An 18335-nucleotide genomic window follows, 5' to 3' on the forward strand; every position below is an offset into this window, starting at 1 on the left:
GGTCCCAGCCCGCCGGCCACGGCACCCATCACGGCGGCGGTGAAGCACCAGCTTGCCAGGCTTCCGCGCTGCAGCCGCCACGCAAGCCCGGGCAGCGACACCAGGCCACGGCGGGCACGCTCCGGGCCCGACTCGTTGGCAGCGACGTAGCTGGCGCCCAGGTCCCGCCCCCTGCGGAGCGCCACGGCAGCCCCGCCCAGGATCACGGCGGCGCCGGCCAGGACCAGCAGCGGCAGCGGATCGGCCTCGGTGAAGGGCCGGACGCGCTGGCCCCAGCCGATCGGCGAGAGGAGGGAGGGCCAGGCGGCGGTGACCTGCAGGGTTGACAGCTCGGCGGTTCCGAGGGCGTCGCCGGCGCCCCGGAGCAGATAGGCGGCACCCACCAGCGCCGCAGCCGTGCCGCTGGCGGTGCGGGCGGACGGCATCACCTGGGCCACGAGGGCCGCGGTGCCCACGAATAACAGACCCACGGCGCCCACCGCCGCCCCGGCCAGGAAGGAACCGTCGACCGGCAGGCCGGCCCCAATGAAACCGCCGGCGACGGCCAGGGCGAGGACCACAATGGCGAAGGTGCCAAGCAGCAGGGTGGCCTGCAGCGGCGCGGACCGGGTTACGCCCGTGGAGCCGACGAGTTCGAAGCGGCCCTGGTCCTCATCCGCCCGCGTGTGCCGGACTACCAGGAACGCGCCCATCAGCCCGGCCAGCACCGCGGTGAAGGAAAACCCCTGGAAGAAGGTGACCGCGCCGAAGCTGATGCCGTCCGGGAGGCCGCGCAGGAACAGGAACGCCGGGCTGGCTGCTGCCACGGCAACCAGGGCGGCCCGCTCGGTATCCGCCGCGAACTGGGTGGTGATGGCGGTGGCGGCGGCGTACCCCAGCCCGGCGATGCCGAGTATCCACGCCGCAAGGACTGCGCGGTCGCGGCGTGCCTGGAGCAGTGCCAGGCGCAGGACGGCGCGCATCAGAGCACCTGGCCCTGCTGGGCCTGGGTCTGTTCGGCCGGGGTCTGTTCGGCTTGGGCCTGCTGGGCCTGAACCTGCTGGGCCTGGCTCTGCTGCCCGTCCGGCTGGTCGCTGTAGTGCCGCAGGAACAGCTCCTCGAGGGAGGGCGGCGCGGCAGTAATGCCGGTGACGCCCGCCGACGCGAGCGCGTCCAGCACGGCGCCGAGGTGGGTGGCATCGGCGTCGAACTCGATGGCGTCCCCGTCAACGCGGACGTTGTGGAAGCCTGCAGGGCCGCCAGCACGTCCGGCTGCACGGTGGCGGTAATCCGGAAGCGGGTCCGGGTCAGGTGCCGGAGCTCGGCCAGGGTCCCCGACTCCACGGCAATTCCGGACCTGATGATGGTCACCCGGTCACACAGCTGTTCCACCTCGGCCAGGATGTGGCTGGACAGCAGCACGGTGGCCCCCTCCCCGGTGACCCGCCGGACGTGCCGGCGGAAGACAGCATCCATCACCGGGTCCAGCCCCGAACTTGGCTCATCCAGCAGGTAGAGCCTGGCGCGGCGGGAAAAGGCCGCAATCAGGGCCGCTTTCTGCCTGTTCCCCTTGGAATAGGTGCGGGCCTTCCGCCGCGGATCGAAATCGAATTCCTCGATCAGTTGCCGGCGCAGGGTTTCGTCGGCGCCGCCGCGGAGCCCTGCCAGCAGGTCGATCACCTCGCCGCCGGACAGGTTGGGCCAGAACGTCACGTCCCCGGGAACGTAGGCGACCTCCCGGTGTGCCCGGACCGGCTCGGCCCAGGGGTCAATGCCGAACACCCTGGCCGTTCCCGAAGTGGGCCGGATCAGCCCCAGGAGGATCCTCAGGGTGGTGGACTTTCCCGCGCCGTTCGGCCCCAGGAAGCCGTGGACCTCGCCGGGCATGACGGTCAGGTCCAGGCCCGCCAGCGCGGCGGTCCTGCCGAAGTTCTTCACCAGGCGGGAAGTGTGGACAACGGGGGTTGATTCTGTGTGCATGGCCGGCCGTTCCGTGGTCTCGTCACTCACGCACAGGCGGCTGCCATGCACGTGCCGCAGGCGGGGACGTCTGCGGGCCGACCAGGCTTCCCGGCTCTCCGGTCCACATCATACAAGCGGCGGATATGCCGCGGTAGAGGCTTTGGACCACGGGCATTGGCCTGGATACGACGGCTTCCGCCGCCCGGTGCTAACGTGACGCCTATGCATCTGAAGGCCTACCAGCGCGGTCCCACCCCACCGCGGCGGAGGCGGAAACCAAGCCTTGTCCTTGCCGGCTACAGCCGCTCCGTCGCAGCCTTCCAGAACCAGCAGCTCTCCACCCTCCAGAGGCTCGTGCGCCGCCTGCTGCCGCTGCACCCCGCCCAGCTGATCGTCCTGGGATTCGCGCTGGCCATCGGCGTTGGGACAGCGCTTCTGATGCTGCCCGTGGCACGGAACGGCGACGGCGGCGCCTCCCTCTTGGAGGCCCTGTTCACCGCCACCTCGGCCGTCTGCGTGACCGGGCTGATCACCGTGGACACACCGGTGTTCTGGAGCGGCTTCGGGCAGGTGGTGATCCTGGTCCTGATCCAGGTGGGCGGCTTCGGCGTGATGTCCTTCGGTACTTTGCTGGGTGTCCTGACCGCCCGGCGGCTGGGCCTGCGCTCCAAAATGCTGGCGGCAGCCGAAACCAAGAGCACTGGCTTCGGCGATGTCCGCCGGGTCCTGCTGGGCGTCTTCATCATCACCCTGCTCGTTGAGGTCACGCTGGCCCTGGTACTGATACTGCGGTTCCTGCTGGGCTACGGCTACTCCCCCGGCGAGGCACTGTGGCACGGGGTGTTCCACTCGATCTCCGCCTTCAACAACGCGGGGTTTGCCCTGTACTCGGACAACCTCATAGGGTTCGTCAGCGATCCCTGGGTGTGCCTGCCCATCGCCGCTGCGTGATCATCGGCGGGCTTGGCTTTCCCGTCCTGTTCGAACTTCGCCGCGAGTTCCGCACGCCCAAGTTCTGGAGCATGCACACCAAGCTGGTGCTGCTGGGGAGCGCCACCCTCCTGGCCGGCGGCACCGTGTTCCTGACGGCCGCGGAGTGGACCAACCCCGCCACGCTGGGTGCGCTGCCTCCCGGCGAACGGGTCCTGGGCGGGTTCTTCCAGTCCACCATCACCCGCACCGCAGGTTTCAACAGCATCGACATCAGCCAGATGCACCCGGTGTCCTGGCTGGGCATGGACATCCTGATGTTCATCGGCGGCGGCCCCGCCGGCACGGCGGGCGGCCTGAAGATCACCACCTTCGCCGTCCTGTTCTTCATCATGGCCACCGAACTGCGCGGCGGCACGGCTGTGAACATCTTCGGCAAGCGCCTCTCCCGGGCCGTCCACCGCCAGGCCATCACGGTGGTCCTGCTGGCCATCGCCCTCATCACGCGTCCACCATGTTCCTGATGCTCATCACCGACTTCGGCCAGGAACGGATCCTCTTCGAGGTGGTTTCCGCCTTCGCCACAGTGGGGCTCTCCACCGGCATCACGGCGGGAATGCCTCCGGCCGGCCAGGTGGTGCTGATCCTGCTCATGTTCATCGGCCGCCTGGGCCCCGTTACGCTCGGCACCGCCCTGGCTCTCCGCAGCCGCCCCATCATGTACGAATACCCGAAGGAAAGGCCCCTCATTGGCTAAGGACATGTTTTCCCGGCGAGCCGGACGCGCCGCACAGGCCGACTCCGTGGCAGTGATCGGGCTGGGCCGGTTCGGCGGGTCGCTGGCCCTGGAACTGGAGGCACAGGGCACGGAGGTGCTGGGCATCGACAGCAACGAGGAGATCGTCCAGTCCTACAACGGCCTCCTCACGCACGTGGTCCGCGCCGACTCCACCAAGGAGGCCGTGCTCCGCCAGCTGTCCGTGCACGAATTCGACCGGGTGGTGGTGGGCATCGGCACCGACCTTGAGGCCAGCATCCTGACCACTTCCCGGCTGCTCACCTTCAAGCGTCCGCAGATCTGGGCCAAGGCCATCAGCGAACCGCACGCCGAAATCCTGGCCCAGCTCGGCGTCGAGAACGTGATCCGGCCCGAGCACGACATGGGCAAACGGGTGGCGCACCTGGTTCGCGGCTCCATCCTGGACTACGTGGAGTTCGAGGACGACTTCGTGATGATCCGCACCCAGCCGCCGCTGGTGGCCCGGGACCGGCCGCTGGGCGTCCTGGGACTGCGCGACCAGTACGGGATCACCATCGTGGCCGTGAAGAGGCCCGCCGGGGCCTGGACGCACACCACCGCGCAGACGGTCCTGTACGACGACGACCAGATCATTGTGCAGGGTCCCAAGAACCTGGCGGAGGGGTTCAGTCAGCACGCCTAGGCACCTCCTCTAAGCTGGCAGCATGCCTGACCTTGCCGCCCTGGTGCCCACCCTCGTGGCCCTCGCCATCCTGGTGGCACTCACGGTGGGCATCCTGTGGGGCTCGCGGACGCCGTCGTACGCTGCTCCCGCCGCCGCCATCCTCCGCGGGGCGGCCCAGCTGGCGCTCATCAGCCTGGTCCTGGGCGGCATCATCACCGATCCGCTGTGGGTTGCGGCGGCTCTCCTGGTCATGTTCACCGTGGCCGCGGCGACTGCCACCCGCAGGCTGGGATGGTCGTGGCAGCGGTTCGCCGTGGTGTCCGCCACCATGGCGGCCGGCATCCTGGTGACCCTCGGCGTGGTGTTCGGCACCGGCGCCATCGAGTTCGCGCCGCGCTACGTCCTGGCCGTTGGCGGCATCGTGATCGGCAACTGCATGACCATCGCCGTCCTGGCGGGCCGCCGGTTCTATGAGGCCGTGCGGGAGCAGTGGGACGAGGTGGAGGGCTGGCTGGCACTCGGCGCAACGCCCGGCCGGGCCACCCTCAGGCAGGCCCGCGAGTCCGTGCACGCGGCACTGATCCCCTCCACGGACCAGACCAAGACCACCGGCCTGGTAACCCTGCCCGGCGCCTTCGTCGGTGCCATCTTCGGCGGCGCCTCGCCCCTTGAGGCCGGCCGCTTCCAAGTGGTGGTGCTGGCGTCCATCCTGGCTGCCGGGTCGCTGACCGCCGTCGCACTGATGCGCTCCCTCCGCGCCGTGAAGGTCCGCCCCGGAGCGCTCACCTAAGTCCTCCCCCGGCCGGTGTTGCGTGGGGGCCCTTGCGCCCGCGGTATTCAGCGTTACTATGTACTGGTAGTTAGTAACACTGAGTAGCCGAAGGTGGCCGATAAAAATGGGCAAGCAGATGACCGAGATGCTGAAGGGCACCCTGGAGGGCATCGTGCTGGCCATCCTGGCCGCGCAACCGGCCTATGGCTACGAAATCACGGCGCGGCTGCGCGAGCAGGGCTTCTCCGACATCGCCGAAGGCACCGTGTACGCGCTGCTGATCAGGATCGAGCAGCGCCGCCTGGTGGACGTAGAAAAGGTCCCGTCCGAGAAGGGCCCGCCGCGCAAGGTCTACTCGCTCAACACGCAGGGCAAGCAGGAACTCGAAGAGTTCTGGAGGACATGGAGCTTCCTCGCGGAACGTATCGAACAGCTCCACCACGGAGGAAACTGACATGGCCGCCAAATGGATTGAAGCACTCACCGGACCGCTCGAGCAGAAGAAGCAGTACAAGCAGGCCAAGGCCCGCATGGATGCGCTGCCCGAGCCCTACCTCACAGCGGCGAACGCCTACAACCGCTACCTCATGTACTACGGCGGCGTCACCGAGGGCGACACGATCGTCCAGATGTTCTCCGACCTCGCGGACCTCTGGGAGCGCGCCGCTGCGGACGGCACGCCCGTTGGCGACATCGTGGGAGACGACCCCGTGGAATTCGCCGAATCGTTCGCCCAGGCCTACGGCGGCAAGCGCTGGATCGACAAGGAACGCACCCGCCTCATCGAAGCAGTTGAGGACGCGAAGAGGAAGGAAGCCAGGCCATGACCGCCGCGCGGGCCCTGGACCCCGCCATCCGGGTGCAGGGCATCGAGAAGTCGTTCAAGGACCTGCAGGTGCTGCGCGGCGTTGGTTTCGAAGTGAAAGCCGGGAGCATCTTCGCGCTCCTCGGCTCCAACGGCGCCGGAAAGACCACGCTGGTGCGGATCCTTTCCACACTGCTCAGGCCCGACGCCGGCACCGCCTCGGTCAACGGGTTCGACGTCGGCGCGGAGCCGGCCGGGGTGCGCGGCTCCATCAGCCTGGGCGGCCAGTTTGCCGCGGTGGACGAGGTACTCACCGGGCGGGAGAACCTGGTGCTGGTGGCCAGGCTGCGGCACGTGAAAGACCCCGGCGCGGTGGCTGACAGCCTGCTGGCCCGCTTCGACCTTGCGGAGGCAGGGGACCGCAGGGCGGCCACGTACTCCGGCGGCATGCGGCGCCGGCTGGACATTGCCATGAGCCTGATCGGCGATCCGCCGGTCATCTTCCTCGACGAACCCACCACCGGGCTGGACCCGCAGGCGCGGATCGAGGTGTGGCAGACCATCCGGCAGCTCGCCGGCGGGGGCACCACCGTGCTCCTCACCACCCAGTACCTGGACGAGGCGGAACAGCTGGCGGACCGGATCGCCATCCTGCACCAGGGCACCATCATCCAGAACGGCACCCTGGCCGAGCTCAAGCAGCTCCTCCCGCCCGCGAAGGTGGAGTACGTGGAGAAGCAGCCCTCCCTTGAGGACGTCTTCCTCGCCCTCGTCGGTGACACGCGAAAGGAACCACGATGAGCACCCACGTCCTTGCCGACACCGGCGTCCTGACCGGCCGCTCCCTGCGCCATATCCTGCGCAGCCCGGACACGATCATCACGACGGCGGTCACCCCCATCGCGCTGATGCTGCTGTTCGTGTACGTGTTCGGCGGCGCGATCAGCACCGGTTCCCCGGACGCGTACGTCAACTACATGCTTCCGGGCATCCTGCTCATCACCATTGCCTCGGGGGTGGCGTACACCGCGTACCGGCTCTTCCTGGACCTGCAGGGCGGGATCTTCGAACGGTTCCAGTCCATGCCGATCGCGCGCTCCAGTGTCCTGTGGGCCCATGTGCTGACCTCGCTGGCGGCCAACCTGGCCTCCGTGGCGGTGGTCGTCGCCGTCGCCCTGGCCATGGGGTTCCGCACCGGAGCCTCCCCCGCCGCCTGGCTCGCCGTCGCCGGGATCCTGGTGCTGTTCACCCTGGCGCTGACCTGGATCGCGGTGCTGGCCGGCCTCTCGGCCAAGACCGTGGACGGCGCCAGCGCCTTCAGCTACCCGCTGATCTTCCTGCCGTTCATCAGCTCCGCATTCGTGCCCACGGACTCGATGCCCGGCCCGGTGGCCTGGTTCGCCGAGAACCAGCCGGTCACGTCCATCGTGGACACCATCAGGGCCCTGTTCGCCCAGGAGCCTGTGGGCACCGGGATCTGGATAGCCATGGCCTGGCTCGCCGGCATCCTGGTGGCCGGCTATGCCTTCGCAATCGCCGCCTACCGGCGCAAGGCTGCCTGATACGGGGGCGCCCGCGGTGCCCCCTGGGCTGGCCCCCGCCGGGGCAGGACTTCGGACTCTATCTTCCGGCCCGGACGGGGCCAAGAATCAGGGTAGGGATGGAGAAGAAAGGCACCGGCAATGATGTGGGGCTACGGACAAGGCATGGGGTGGATGTGGCTGTGGAGCCTCCTTCTGCTCATCGGAATCGCGCTCCTTGTGTGGCTGGTGGTGCTGGTCTCCACCGGTGGAGTCCGCAGCCGCCACGGACAGCCCGGGCAGGACGGCCGGTACTTCCCCGCCGGGCGGGACACTGCACGCCAGATCCTGGATGAGCGCTTCGCCAGGGGTGAACTGACCGCGGACGAGTACCGCGAACGGCTCAGGATACTCAACGAAGGCCGCTAATGCGTCCCCTCAGCCGCCGGCAGGCGCTGCTCCTGGGCGGGCTGGGCGTTGCGGGCACTGCCGCCGGCGGCGTTGGGCTGGTCTGGACTTTGGCCGGCAGGGATGCACCGGTTCCCGGAAGCAGCCCGGTCCAGCCGAACCAGGAGTCCAGCTCGGCCGGGCAGCTGCAGGTTGAGCTGGAAGCCGCTCCCGCGCTGGTGCAGTTGGCCGGCCGGCAGGTTTCAGCCCTGGCCTACAACGGAAGCGTCCCCGGGCCCACACTGCGCCTACGGGCAGGCGACACGTTGAAGATCAGGCTCGTCAACAACCTGGACCAGGTCACCAACCTGCACCTGCACGGCCTCCACGTCTCACCCGAAGGCAACGCGGACAACGTCTTCGTCCCGGTGGAACCCGGCCGCGCCTTCGACTACGAATACCGGCTCCCCGCGGACCATCCGCCGGGCGTGTACTGGTACCACCCGCACCACCACGGCACCGTGGCGGACCAGCTCTTCGCCGGCCTCTGCGGGGCAATCATTGTCGAGGACCCCGTACCCGTCGAAGCAAGCGCTGAACGCATCCTGGTGGTAACGGACACCGCCGTGGATTCCGCCGGCACCATCAGCGCGGTGTCGCCCATGGAACGGATGATGGGCCGCGAGGGCGGACTGGTCCTGGTCAACGGCCAAAGCAATCCGCAATTCTCGGCCCGTCCCGGACAACGGGAAAGGTGGCGGATCGTCAACGCCTGCGTGGCCCGCTATCTCCGGCTGCGGCTGGACGGGCAGCAGTTGCAACTCCTGGGCATCGACTTTGGCGGGCCGCAGGATCCGGAGGCAGTGGAAGAGCTGCTGCTGGCACCCGGAAACCGGGCCGACCTCCTGGTGACCGCACAGCCCGGCAACGCCGTCCTGCGCGCCTACCGGTACAACCGGGGCAGCATGCCCGGCATGATGGGTCCCGGATTCGGCCAGCGCGCTCCGCAGGAGGTGCCGGACAGCATCGCCCTGGCCACGCTCCAGGTGTCCGGGGAGCCGGCTGCCCCGCCAGCTGCCGCCGTCGCACCGCAGGGGCTCGGTGACCTGCGGCAATCCGTGGTGGCCGCCCACCGCCAGCTCACCATGGCCATGGGCATGGGCATGGGGGGTTTCACCATCAACGGCAGGGAGTTCGATGCAGCCAGGACAGACACGGTGGTCACTGCCGGGAGCGTGGAGGAATGGACCATCGTCAACGCAAGCCCCATGGACCACCCCTTCCACCTCCACGTCTGGCCCATGCAGGTCATTGAGGAGGGCGGGCGCGAGGCCGGCACACCCCGCTGGCGGGACGTGGTGAACGTTCCGGCCAACGGGCGCGTGAAGGTCAGGGTGGCTTTCGAGGATTTCCGCGGCCGCTCCGTGTATCACTGCCACATCCTTGACCACGAGGACCTCGGCATGATGGGCGTGATCGACGTACGCTAGGGCCTGCGAGGGGGTCCAGCCGGCATGAAAGCAATTGTCGTTGGGGCCGGCATAGCCGGCCTGGTCACAGCCCGGCAGCTGGGGCTAGCCGGCTGGGACGTGGCGCTGCTGGAAAAATCGGATGGTCCGCGTCCCGACGGCTACATGATGGATTTCTTCGGCCCGGGCGTGGACGCGGCGGAGCGGATCGGCCTCTACCCGCGGCTCGCTGCGGCGGCGTACCGCCCTGACGCGGTGGAGTATGTGGACACGAGGGGACGCCGCACCTGCAGCCTGGACTACGGGCAGTTTTCCCGCCTGGCCGGCGGCAACGTCCTGAGCCTCCTTCGCCCGGACATGGAGCGGGCAGCACTGGCTGCCCTGGCGGACGTCCCCGCCGGAAGGGTGCGGATCCGTTACGGGGCGAGGCTGGCCGGGGCATGGAATGACGACGACGGCGGCGTCCGTGCCGCCGTCGTCGGCCCCACCGGCGAGGTGCTCACCGGGGACGTACTGGTGGGTGCCGACGGCATCCATTCCGAAGTCCGCGCCCGTATCTTCGGCCCCGAACGTGACTACCTGCACCCCCTGGGCATGCGCGCGGCGGCGTTCATTGCCGAGGACCCGAAGCTGGCCAGCCGGTTCCGGAACCGGTTCGTCCTGACGGACAGCATCGGCCGGATGGCCGGGATCTACAGCCTCCGGACCGACCAGGTGGCCGCTTTCCTGGTCTACCGGGACGCGGGGAGCACGGACTCCGGCCCGTTGGCCACGAGTGCGCGGGAGCGGCTGCGGAACGAATTCGACGGCCTGGGCAGCACCGTGGACCGGCTCCTCGAACTCTGCCCGGAATATCCCTACGACGACGTGGTTGCACAGACCATCATGCCGGTGTGGCACAGGGGCGCCACGGTCCTGGTCGGTGACGCCGGCGGGGCGGTCTCGCTCCTCGCCGGGCAGGGCGGTTCACTCGCTATTGCCGGCGGTGCATTGCTCGGGGACCTGCTCGGCCCCGCCTCCTCGCCGGACGGTGTCAGCGCAGCCCTCGGCGTGTTTGAAGAGCGGTGGCGGCCGCAGGTGGAGGCGGCCCAAAAGGCGGGGCGCCGTGCGGCGCGGTCGTTCCTCCCGGCGAACCGGGTCCAGCGCCTGGCCCGCCGGTGGGTCATCCGCGCAACCCATCTGCCCGGCGTCGACCGGCTCGTGGCCCGGCAAATCCTGGGCCAGACCGTGAAGTGACTGCGGGCCTTGGCCGGGACAGGAGCCGCTAGAACCCGCTGGGCTCGGTTTCCAGTTCCGGCTCGCTGGGCCGGTGTTCGTGGTGGAGCGGGCGCAGCGCGGTTGTCTTTGGGAACCAGATCAGCGCGTCGTACCTCTGTCCCATGACGGTGGGGACGTAGTTTCCCCGCTCCCGTTGCGGGTTGTAGACCACCCCGATGGCCCGGTGCCCCCGCCAGTTGGACAGCCAGGGCCCGGACCGGCGGGAACCGAAGACCAGCGTTGCCGGCCCTCCCAGCGCCTGGTTGAGGAGCTCCTCGTGGCTGCCGTGCACGCCTTCCGGGACGTCCATGGCCTGCTCCGGTGACCCCCATTCGCGAGCGGCTGTGACGGTCCCCGTGAACGAGGAGAAGCCGACCAGGACAGAAGAACCCGGATGCCGCTCACGCACCAGCTGGCCGACGTTGACCATGCCGTCGTCGGCCATGTCGGTGGCCCGGGCATCGCCAACATGGGTGTTGTGCGCCCAGACCAGCCCCTTGGAATCAGGTCCGTGGTGGCTGGCGAGGCGGTCGATAGTGTCGCTCATGTGGTAGTCGCGGATGTTCCAGGACTGGCGGTCGCCGCGGACCATCGTCCGGTAGTAGCGTTCAGCGTTGGCGGCCACGACGGCGTTCTGTACGGCGTCGAATGCAGAGGGATCTTCATGCAACCGCCCCAGGGTCCGCCGGTGCACCTCAGCGAGGAGCGCCACCACGTCCGCCTCGCAGGACTGCGGCACCAGGCGGTTGCTCCAGGCGTACCGCTGCGGGTCCTCGCGGAAGGGCATGAAGCATTGCCAGGCCCGCAGTGCCGCGGGCAGCGAGTCGGCGGCGTTCGCGTCCAGCCAGTTGAAGATTTCGCGGAGGGAATCCCACAGGGAGTAGACATCGAGCCCGTAGAAGCCCGTGCGCCGGTGCCCGGGCAGGTTGAGGTTCCATTCGCGGAGCCAGGTGAGGAAGCCAGCCACCTCGTGGTTGGCCCACATCCACGTGGGCCAGCGCTCGAAGCCTGCCAGCAACTGGCGGGCGTCGAGCTCCTGGTCCGCTTCCCCGCGGACCCAGCGGTTGATGCGCCAGCAGTCCGGCCAGTCGCCCTCCACCCCGATCCAGGTGAACCCGTGTTCCTCGATGAGCCTGCGGCTGAGCAGGGCCCGCCAGCGGTAGTACTCGCGGGTGCCGTGGGACGCTTCGCCGAGGCACACGAACCGGGCGGACGCGGACAGGCTGACCAGCCCGTCCAAATCGCCGATGCCAGTCAACGGCCGCGCCAGGGCTTGGATTTCCGCCAGCTCCGGTCCCCTGCCCGAATCCTCGTGGACGGCGTTCATCGCTGCACCTCCCGCGCAACATTCGTTTCCCGTGACGGGAGCAGGTACTGGCTGAACCATCCGGCAGCCAGCTCGGCCGCCTTGGCCAGTGTTCCGGGCTCCTCGAAAAGATGCGTCGCCCCCGGAACGATCTCCAGCCGGGTGGTGGCCCGCATCAGGGACTGGGCCTCGCGGTTGAGGGCAAGCACCTGGGGATCGGCTCCGCCGACAATCAGCAGGGTGGGGGCACGCACGGCGGCGAGCCGTGCGCCGGCAAGGTCGGGACGCCCGCCCCTGGACACCACTGCCGCTATGTTGGCGTCCAGTTCGGCGGCTGCCCAGAGCGCCGCGCCGGCTCCCGTGCTCGCACCGAAGTAGCCGATCCGGCCGCGCCAGCCGTCCTGCCGTGATTCCACCCAGCGGGTGGCGGACCCCAGCCGGCGTGCCAGCAGGGCAATATCGAACACATTGCTCCGGTCCACTTCCTCGGCCGGGGTGAGCAGGTCAATCAGCAGCGTGCCCAGCCCGGCATCATGGAGGACTGACGCCACGAACCGGTTGCGCGGACTGTGCCGGCTGCTTCCGCTGCCGTGGGCGAAAATGACCATGCCTTCACACCCGGGGGGCCGGTACAGGTTGCCGGGCAGCCGCACTGCCCCGGCCGGGATCTCCACCTCTTCCTCCGCTCCTTCACCCTGCAGAATGCCCTCCTCGGCGGCGGTTTCGCGGATCAGCCGCAGCCGGCGTTCGGCGTCGTTGAGCAGCCGGACCACTTCGTCGTCCTCCGTGGCCGAGAAATCGTAGTAGTAGTAGCCCACCGCCTGGAAGTTCCGCGGCGTGGCCAGGCAGACGACGTCGTCCGCCTCCTTCAGCGACGGGATGGCACGCGCCGGGGCCACGGGGACGGCCAGGACCACCCGGGCCGCCCCGAGCTGCCGGGCAATGTGGCAGGCAACCCGGGCGGTGGAGCCGGTGGCGATGCCGTCGTCCACCACCACGGCGGTGCGGCCGCGCAGGTCCGTGGGCGGGCGCCCCTGCCGGTAGCGGGCCGTGCGGTCCTCCAGCACCTGGCGTTCATTCTTTTCGACGGCGGCCAGGTCCTCTTCCGTGACGCGGGCCAGGGAGAGGACACGTTCATCCAAAACCCGGGCACCGCCCTCACCGATGGCGCCCATCGCCACTTCCGGCTGGAACGGAACGCCGAGTTTCCGGACCATAATCACATCCAACGGGGCGTCGAGGGCTTTGGCCACCTCGAACGCCACCGGAACTCCGCCGCGGGGCAGGCCCAGCACCACCACGTCCCGGCCCCGCAGGCCGGCCAGCCGCTGCCCAAGCCGCCGGCCGGCGTCGGCCCTGTCCAGGAACTCGAACATCGCATTGTCCTCTCAGGGAGTCTCTTCCCCGTGCAGGGGCACCGTCTCCGGAGTCCACCACATGCGGAGGACAAAGTGGGCGTCGGCAGTGCTTTTGGCAATCATCGCCCCGGCGTCCCCGGCAAGTTTCACGCCGAATTCGATCTCCATCTGCTCAGGGGTGAGTTCCGCCATGGCCTCCAGCGCGGCATGGGCGGCAGGGCGGACACTGGCGAGCGCATCTTCCAGGCGCCGGCCCACATCCAGGATTCCCTGTTCGTTGCGGGCCGGGTGGTCCACGCCGTAGCTGTTGTCGTCAGCCTCGACGAGGATGGTCCCGGACCCGACTTCATACCGCAGCACTTCAGTCATGGCGGATCACCTTCCTGCTAGTGCGACATGCGCATGTTGTGATGGACCTCAATGCTGGGCCGGATGGCAACCGCAGTGACCACCAGGGCCACAGCCCCTGCGATCCATGACGTCCAGGCTGCCCCCGTTGCGGAGGTGTAGGACCCCAGCCACGGCGAGAGGACCAGGACGGCGGCCAGGACGGCCTGCACGTACTCCATTGCCGGGGTTCCGGGCATGGCCAGGTTGACGATGCCGCTGACCGCCAGGAGCGCGCCAAGCACGAGCATCAGGGTGGTGGACATGCCTTCCTGCCGGGTGAACAGGACCGCGGCGGCGGTGAAGAGTCCGGCGGCGACGGCCACGTAGTCCTGCCACCGATACCACTTTTTCACTGATTTTCCTTTCTGTTCGGGACGGGGGAAAGCCTGATGCTGTCCGCGCCCCGCGGGCGCTGGGCCCGCAATTCCAGTCAACTCCTGGGCGGCACCGCCATCTAGGGCAGAAAGACCCGGCTTACGGAGGGATGCTGGATGCCAAGTTCCGCGGGCCGGGGTCAGAGCTGCTGGCCGATGAGGGAACCGATGCCAAAGGTGATGGCGGTCGCGGCAAGTCCGCCGGCGACGGTGCGCAGGGCAGCCCGCTTCCACGGGGCACGGCCCAGCCGCGCGGCGAGCGATCCCGTGATCGCCAGGGCAATCACGACGGATCCCATGGTGACCGGCACGGCGATGGGCCGCGGAGAGGACAGGATGGTGATCAACGGGATGAGGGCGCCGAGGACAAAGGAAGCGGTTGATGACCATGCTGCATGCCAGGGGCTGGTCAGCCGGCCGGGTTCGATCCCCAGTTCGTACCGGGCGTGCGCCGTCAGGGCACCCTGGGCCATCAGTTGCTCCGCCACCTGGCGGGCGAGGGGCGGGTCAATACCCTGGGCGGAGAACAGCTCGGCCAGGTGCGAGGTCTCGTAGGCGGGATCGGTGTCAAGCTCCCGCTGTTCGTGCGCCAGTTCGGCCTTCTGGGAGTCCCGCTGGCTGGAAACCGACAGGTACTCCCCCACCCCCATGGAAAGCGCGCCGGCGATCACTGCCGCCACGCCCGCCGCCACCAGGGCGCTGGTATCCACGGCGGCTCCGGCCACCCCCACCACCATCCCGGCAGTAGAGACGATCCCGTCATTGGCGCCCATCACCGAGGCCCGCAGCCAGTTCAGCCGGGAGGCTATGGCTGCGCTCTGGGACTTCCCGCCCGCACCTGCGTCCGCTGGATCCTGCTTCCTGGAGATCCACATGATGTTCCTCCCTGCCAGGGCCGCGCGGTGGCGGCACCGGACCCTCCCATGGCACCATGCCCGTTCCCCGAAATCCACACCCTGGGGTCCCCAGCCGCGCGGACTGCTCCGCACAGAAGCCCGGACTCCGGGCTCCTGAAAAAGGCGCAGCGGTTATGGACCTGCCCGGCCCTCCGGCGCACACTGATAGTGCCGGGCCGCCCAAGGGCAACCGCGGGGCCGGCGGCACGGTCCGGCGCCGCGCCCGGACGCGTCCCCGAGGAGCATCATCACCACCATGAGCACGCCGGGCACGGAGGTTCCGGGCACGGGCACTGACGGGCACGGGCACTGACAGGCGCCCCGGCCATGAACCCCGACCTGCTCGCGGCGGCTGCGGCGCTGCCGGCCGCCGTCGTCGCAGGTTTTGCTGTCCGCCGCTGGCTGCTATTCGTGACGGTGGTGGACTCGGTGTCCATGGCACCCGCGCTGAACCCCGGCCAGCGCGTGCTCACCCGTCGCCTCCGGAACCCGGCCCGCATCCGCCGCGGAGACATCGTGGTGGTCTCCTCGCCGGAACTGGGCCGGACCGTGGTCAAGCGCGTCCTGGGGCTGCCCGGGGAGCGGGTGGTGATCGAACCCGCCGGCAGCATCCGCCTCAACGGAAGCCCGGTGCCCGAACCCTACGTGGCATACCCCGGCGGCCCGGGCGGGACGTTCCAGGTCCCGCCGGGACATGTGCTGCTGCTCGGGGACAACCGCGCCTGCTCCACCGACAGCCGGCACTGGAACCAGCCATACGTCCCTTTGGCCGCCGTCCGTGGAACAGTCATGCACCGCAGGGTTCCCTAGCCGCCGCCCGCCGCGACGCCCACCGTGCAGTTGGCGGCGTCCTCCACCACATCCTCGAGGTCGCCGGTGCGGTGCATGACCTCCAGCTGCCGGATGGCGCCGGTGCCCACATGCAGCAGGTTGTCCGTCAGCTCCTCCACGCGCTGCAGGTCCCCGCTGTCCTCCAGCGCCGGGCGGATAAAGTTCAGCAGGGAATTGACGACGGCGAGCGCGGGCCCCGGCCTGCTGGTCACCGGATCCAGGAGTTCCCCGCGCAGTCCCCAGCGGCTGGCCTTCCATCCCGCCAGCCGCAGCAGCGCCGTCGGCACCGGGACGGGCTCGACGCCGTCCCGCCACTCCCGCGCAGCCGTTTCCACCAGCCCCCGGGCGATCCCGGCGAGCAGCACAGTATTCTCCGGCCGCAGGCAGACATCGGCGAGCCGGACCTCCACCGTGGGGTAGTGCCGCGAGAGCCTGGCATCGAAGTAGACCATCCCCTCGTCCATCGCGACGCCGGTGGCCACCATGTCGTGTACCAGCTGGTAGTAGGCGTCCGGTGTCCCCAGGATTTCCAGCGGCCCGGCGGACGGCCAGCGGTTCCACACCTGCGACCGGTAGCTGGCGTAGCCGGTGTCCTCCCCGTGCCAGAACGGCGAGTTGGCACTGAGCGCGGTCAGCACCGGCAGCCAGTTCCGGATCCGGTCCAGGACCGCCACACCCTCCTCCGGCGATTCGATTGCCACATGGATGTGGCAGCCGCAGGTGAGCTGTTCCCGCGCTGTCAGCCCGTACTCCTCCGCCATGGCCGCGAAGCGCCGCAGCTTCACCGGATGCGGGTCGCAGGGCAGCGGGGACGTTCCGAGTGCGGCTACCCGCACCCCCACGTCCTCCCCCGCCTGGTGCGCAATGGCCCGCCCGGCCACGATGTCCGCCTCAAGCGCGGCCATGGTGGAATGCGGCGGCGTGACCACCTCGATCATCTCCTGCTGGAATTCGGCTGTGAGCACCGGGCCGGCACTGGACTCGAACGGCCGCACATACAGGTCCAGGAGCGCCCCCGCCATGGGCACGGCGTCGCCGCTGCCCGGATCCACCAGGAGGAGTTCCTCCTCGATGCCGAAGGTCCTGACGTTCCCACCGCTGCCTGTACCCGCGCCGCCGGTGCCGTCACTCGGGAATGTGTCCATCGCCGTCGTCCTTTGCTCGTTGCATCCTTGCAAGCTCGTCCCAGAAGCAGGCCAGCGTCACGGCGCCGTTCTCGAGGACGTCCAGGCTGGCGCTTTCGTCGCTGTCATGCCAGTGGTCCTCCACAAGCCCGGTGCCGAAGAACAGCACCGGGGCGCGGAGCACGCGGGCCAGCAGCTCCGCCGGTCCGCCGCCCGCGTTGCCCATCCGGCCGACCGCGCCGGCACGGAAGCCCCGCGCCATGGCCCGTTCCAGCGCTGAAACGGCGGGGTGGTCCGGGGTGCGGTACGGCTCCTGGGCCGTGTCCAGGTCCACCGTCAGCCGGTGGTGGAAGGCGCCGCTGATGGTTGCATCCACCCACTGCTGCAGCAGGTCCGCCAACTTCTCCACCCGCTGGCCCGGGACAGTGCGGAACGTCAGGTCAGCGGCGGCAACAGCCGGCACCGCGCCGCGGGAGACTTCGCCGGGATCGCCGGCCACGAGGGCCGTGACCTCGACGGCGGGCCGCAGCCACAGCCGCTCCAGCACCGTGTATCCCTCCTCGCCGGTGATGGCGCCGGTTTCGGACCGGCTGAGCCAGTCCTCGTCGGTGTAGGGAAGGTCCGCGATGGCCTGCCGCAGGTCCCCGGGGAGCGGCTCGACGTCGTCGTAGAACCCCGGGATCGCAATCCGGCCGTCCTCGCCATGCAGCCGGGCCAGGAGCCGACTCAGTTCAAACACCGGGTTGGGGGCGTTGCCGGAAACGGCGCCGCTGTGGACGTCGCGCTCCGGGCCGAACACCTCCAGGTCCGCCTTGAGGATCCCGCGCAGGCCAACGCACAGGCCGAGTGGTCTTCGCGCCACAGCTGGGTATCGGAGAAAAGGACGACGTCGGCCCGGAGCCTTTCCGCCTGCTCCTCCAGGAGCGCGGCCAGGTGGGGGGAGCTTGCCTCCTCCTCGCCCTCGACGAGGAACTTCAGGTTGACGGCGGGCGTTGGGCCGGCCTGGGGGGACGTGGAGTGGGAGGGCGTTTCGGTTTTGGCCGCCGTAAGTGAGCGGGCGTTGGGGGTTTGACCGCCGGAAGTGGGAGGGCGTTGGTGGAGATGGGCGCGGATCCCCTCGAGGTGTGCCAGGACCTGGCCCTTGGCGTCCGAACTGCCCCGGCCGTACAGCCTGCCCTCGCGCACCACCGGCTGGAACGGTGCCGTTTGGTTCCAGTTCTCCGGCTTGACGGCGCGGACGTCGTGATGGCTGTAGACCAGGACGGTAGGCGCACCGGAGGCAGCGCACCATTCCGCATAAACCGCGTGCGACTCCCCCGTGGGCTGCACCTCGACAACAGGGAAGCCGATGTCCCGGAACGCGGCGGCCAGCCAGTTGGCCGAGCGGAGCAGGTCCTTCGCGTGCCCGGGTTCCCCCACTATTCCCGGGACCTGTACCCACTCGGCCAACTGACGCTTCAGGTCCCCCCTGCGCGAGCGGGCATAGGCGTGCAGGTCCGGGCCGCCGTCGTCCGTTGGGGCAGCGGCGGCAGGGCTGTCCTGCCTCTCCAT

The 18335-nt window shown here is 69.3% G+C and carries 18 protein-coding genes and 3 pseudogenes; 11 read left to right on the plus strand and 10 right to left on the minus strand.

Annotation, left to right across the window (positions count from 1 at the left end; translation table 11 throughout):
* Both G205_RS02480 and G205_RS02485 read right to left on the minus strand, forming a co-directional pair.
* Window positions 1–962 (minus strand): annotated as a pseudogene (locus G205_RS02480) (ABC transporter permease); the annotation flags it as partial.
* Window positions 962–1959: pseudogene (locus G205_RS02485) on the minus strand (ABC transporter ATP-binding protein). The pseudogenes G205_RS02480 and G205_RS02485, both read right to left, overlap by 1 nt.
* 345 nt (window positions 1960–2304) lie before the next feature.
* Here G205_RS02485 and G205_RS24160 point away from each other — a divergent pair.
* The 10 genes and pseudogenes from G205_RS24160 to G205_RS02535 all read left to right on the plus strand — a co-directional run bounded on the left by G205_RS24160 (window position 2305) and on the right by G205_RS02535 (window position 10484).
* Window positions 2305–3628: pseudogene (locus G205_RS24160) on the plus strand (TrkH family potassium uptake protein).
* A gap of 4 nt (window positions 3629–3632) precedes the next feature.
* A complete protein-coding gene (locus tag G205_RS02495; RefSeq protein ID WP_052014004.1) occupies window positions 3633–4313 on the plus strand; it encodes a potassium channel family protein in 681 nt (226 codons plus the stop codon).
* Window positions 4314–4335: 22 nt separating this feature from the next.
* Window positions 4336–5085: an ABC transporter permease gene (locus tag G205_RS02500; protein ID WP_009356580.1), complete on the plus strand. Its 750-nt coding sequence runs from the start codon at window positions 4336–4338 to the stop codon at window positions 5083–5085.
* Between the two features lie 106 nt (window positions 5086–5191).
* On the plus strand, window positions 5192–5521 hold the full coding sequence (locus G205_RS02505; RefSeq protein WP_009356581.1) for a PadR family transcriptional regulator: 330 nt from the start codon (window positions 5192–5194) through the stop codon (window positions 5519–5521).
* A 1-nt stretch (window position 5522) separates the two neighbouring features.
* Window positions 5523–5894 (plus strand): DUF1048 domain-containing protein, encoded by a 372-nt coding sequence (locus tag G205_RS02510; protein ID WP_009356582.1) that lies wholly within the window; start codon window positions 5523–5525, stop codon window positions 5892–5894.
* Window positions 5891–6673: an ABC transporter ATP-binding protein gene (locus G205_RS02515; RefSeq protein ID WP_009356583.1), complete on the plus strand. Its 783-nt coding sequence runs from the start codon at window positions 5891–5893 to the stop codon at window positions 6671–6673. The genes G205_RS02510 and G205_RS02515 overlap by 4 nt, the downstream gene beginning before the upstream one ends.
* Window positions 6670–7434: an ABC transporter permease gene (locus tag G205_RS02520; RefSeq protein WP_009356584.1), complete on the plus strand. Its 765-nt coding sequence runs from the start codon at window positions 6670–6672 to the stop codon at window positions 7432–7434. The genes G205_RS02515 and G205_RS02520 overlap by 4 nt, the downstream gene beginning before the upstream one ends.
* A 120-nt stretch (window positions 7435–7554) precedes the next feature.
* Window positions 7555–7821, plus strand: a complete 267-nt coding sequence (locus tag G205_RS02525) for an SHOCT domain-containing protein (protein WP_009356585.1) — start codon at window positions 7555–7557, stop codon at window positions 7819–7821.
* Window positions 7821–9269 (plus strand): multicopper oxidase family protein, encoded by a 1449-nt coding sequence (locus G205_RS02530; protein WP_009356586.1) that lies wholly within the window; start codon window positions 7821–7823, stop codon window positions 9267–9269. The genes G205_RS02525 and G205_RS02530 overlap by 1 nt, the downstream gene beginning before the upstream one ends.
* A 24-nt stretch (window positions 9270–9293) precedes the next feature.
* A complete protein-coding gene (locus G205_RS02535) occupies window positions 9294–10484 on the plus strand; it encodes an FAD-dependent oxidoreductase (protein WP_009356587.1) in 1191 nt (396 codons plus the stop codon).
* Window positions 10485–10512: 28 nt separating this feature from the next.
* Here G205_RS02535 and G205_RS02540 read toward each other — a convergent pair whose 3' ends face one another.
* The 5 genes from G205_RS02540 to G205_RS02560 form a co-directional block, all read right to left on the minus strand.
* Entirely contained in the window at window positions 10513–11832 is a 1320-nt protein-coding gene (locus G205_RS02540) for an erythromycin esterase family protein (RefSeq protein WP_009356588.1), read from the minus strand.
* A complete protein-coding gene (locus G205_RS02545) occupies window positions 11829–13187 on the minus strand; it encodes a phosphoribosyltransferase (protein ID WP_009356589.1) in 1359 nt (452 codons plus the stop codon). Before G205_RS02545 ends, G205_RS02540 begins: the two co-directional genes overlap by 4 nt.
* Window positions 13188–13199: 12 nt before the next feature.
* Complete coding sequence (locus G205_RS02550; RefSeq protein WP_009356590.1) at window positions 13200–13538, minus strand: CU044_2847 family protein; 339 nt, start codon at window positions 13536–13538, stop codon at window positions 13200–13202.
* Window positions 13539–13555: 17 nt separating this feature from the next.
* The gene (locus G205_RS02555) at window positions 13556–13912 is read right to left on the minus strand and encodes an SPW repeat domain-containing protein (protein ID WP_009356591.1); all 357 of its coding nucleotides are present in this window, start codon (window positions 13910–13912) and stop codon (window positions 13556–13558) included.
* A 161-nt stretch (window positions 13913–14073) separates the two neighbouring features.
* Window positions 14074–14808 carry a VIT1/CCC1 transporter family protein gene (locus G205_RS02560; protein ID WP_009356592.1) on the minus strand — a complete coding sequence of 245 codons (735 nt, stop codon included), beginning with the start codon at window positions 14806–14808 and terminating at the stop codon, window positions 14074–14076.
* 348 nt (window positions 14809–15156) lie between these two features.
* On the opposite strand from G205_RS02560, the gene lepB reads away from it, so the two are divergent.
* Window positions 15157–15639 (plus strand): signal peptidase I, encoded by a 483-nt coding sequence (lepB, locus tag G205_RS02565; protein ID WP_009356593.1) that lies wholly within the window; start codon window positions 15157–15159, stop codon window positions 15637–15639.
* On the opposite strand, the gene G205_RS02570 is transcribed toward lepB, so the two are convergent.
* The 3 genes from G205_RS02570 to G205_RS22405 are packed head-to-tail and all read right to left on the minus strand — an operon-like array spanning window position 15636 to window position 18335.
* Window positions 15636–16805 (minus strand): carboxylate-amine ligase, encoded by a 1170-nt coding sequence (locus G205_RS02570; protein ID WP_009356594.1) that lies wholly within the window; start codon window positions 16803–16805, stop codon window positions 15636–15638. The genes lepB and G205_RS02570 overlap by 4 nt on opposite strands.
* Window positions 16786–17583 carry a M20/M25/M40 family metallo-hydrolase gene (locus G205_RS22015; protein WP_235046756.1) on the minus strand — a complete coding sequence of 266 codons (798 nt, stop codon included), beginning with the start codon at window positions 17581–17583 and terminating at the stop codon, window positions 16786–16788. Before G205_RS22015 ends, G205_RS02570 begins: the two co-directional genes overlap by 20 nt.
* A complete protein-coding gene (locus G205_RS22405) occupies window positions 17511–18335 on the minus strand; it encodes a M20/M25/M40 family metallo-hydrolase (RefSeq protein ID WP_235046748.1) in 825 nt (274 codons plus the stop codon). Before G205_RS22405 ends, G205_RS22015 begins: the two co-directional genes overlap by 73 nt.

The organism is Arthrobacter nitrophenolicus (assembly GCF_000332815.1).
Lineage (GTDB): Bacteria > Actinomycetota > Actinomycetes > Actinomycetales > Micrococcaceae > Arthrobacter > Arthrobacter nitrophenolicus.

Coding starts and splice junctions, on each gene's coding strand:
- G205_RS02560 (WP_009356592.1), bottom strand. CDS start 14,808: ATGTGGATCTCCAGGAAGCAGGATCCAGCGGACGCAGGTGCGGGCGGG.
- G205_RS22405 (WP_235046748.1), bottom strand. CDS start 18,335: ATGGAGAGGCAGGACAGCCCTGCCGCCGCTGCCCCAACGGACGACGGC.
- G205_RS02550 (WP_009356590.1), bottom strand. CDS start 13,538: ATGACTGAAGTGCTGCGGTATGAAGTCGGGTCCGGGACCATCCTCGTC.
- G205_RS02540 (WP_009356588.1), bottom strand. CDS start 11,832: ATGAACGCCGTCCACGAGGATTCGGGCAGGGGACCGGAGCTGGCGGAA.
- G205_RS02500 (WP_009356580.1), top strand. CDS start 4,336: ATGCCTGACCTTGCCGCCCTGGTGCCCACCCTCGTGGCCCTCGCCATC.
- G205_RS02515 (WP_009356583.1), top strand. CDS start 5,891: ATGACCGCCGCGCGGGCCCTGGACCCCGCCATCCGGGTGCAGGGCATC.
- lepB (WP_009356593.1), top strand. CDS start 15,157: ATGAACCCCGACCTGCTCGCGGCGGCTGCGGCGCTGCCGGCCGCCGTC.
- G205_RS02510 (WP_009356582.1), top strand. CDS start 5,523: ATGGCCGCCAAATGGATTGAAGCACTCACCGGACCGCTCGAGCAGAAG.
- G205_RS02495 (WP_052014004.1), top strand. CDS start 3,633: ATGTTTTCCCGGCGAGCCGGACGCGCCGCACAGGCCGACTCCGTGGCA.
- G205_RS02535 (WP_009356587.1), top strand. CDS start 9,294: ATGAAAGCAATTGTCGTTGGGGCCGGCATAGCCGGCCTGGTCACAGCC.
- G205_RS02545 (WP_009356589.1), bottom strand. CDS start 13,187: ATGTTCGAGTTCCTGGACAGGGCCGACGCCGGCCGGCGGCTTGGGCAG.
- G205_RS02570 (WP_009356594.1), bottom strand. CDS start 16,805: ATGGACACATTCCCGAGTGACGGCACCGGCGGCGCGGGTACAGGCAGC.
- G205_RS02525 (WP_009356585.1), top strand. CDS start 7,555: ATGATGTGGGGCTACGGACAAGGCATGGGGTGGATGTGGCTGTGGAGC.
- G205_RS02530 (WP_009356586.1), top strand. CDS start 7,821: ATGCGTCCCCTCAGCCGCCGGCAGGCGCTGCTCCTGGGCGGGCTGGGC.
- G205_RS02505 (WP_009356581.1), top strand. CDS start 5,192: ATGGGCAAGCAGATGACCGAGATGCTGAAGGGCACCCTGGAGGGCATC.
- G205_RS02520 (WP_009356584.1), top strand. CDS start 6,670: ATGAGCACCCACGTCCTTGCCGACACCGGCGTCCTGACCGGCCGCTCC.